The following is a 248-nucleotide window of genomic DNA, read 5'->3' on the forward strand; positions in this document are numbered from 1 at the left end:
ATCGAGCACGTCATTGACGATGGCCAACAGGTCGAGACTGGACTGGCGGATGACGCCGAGTTGCTGCTGCTGGGCCGGCGAAAGTCCCGACTGATCGAACACCTGCGCCATACCCAGGATGCCGTTCAGGGGTGTGCGGATTTCATGACTGATCGTCGCCAGAAACGCGCTCTTGGCGCGATCAGCGGCTTGGGCTTCGGCGAGAACGTCACTGAGCGAGCGCTGCGTATCCGACCACTCGGTAGAAT

General features: G+C 60.9%; 1 protein-coding gene. It reads right to left on the reverse strand.

Annotated elements, in window-relative coordinates; genetic code table 11:
* The coding region (locus tag C1X29_RS29050; RefSeq protein ID WP_305888221.1) for a histidine kinase dimerization/phospho-acceptor domain-containing protein at window positions 1-248 on the reverse strand (248 nt) is incomplete at both ends.

Source organism: Pseudomonas sp. GW456-12-10-14-LB2 (assembly GCF_002884345.1).
GTDB classification, from domain to species: Bacteria; Pseudomonadota; Gammaproteobacteria; order Pseudomonadales; family Pseudomonadaceae; genus Aquipseudomonas; species Aquipseudomonas paraglycinae.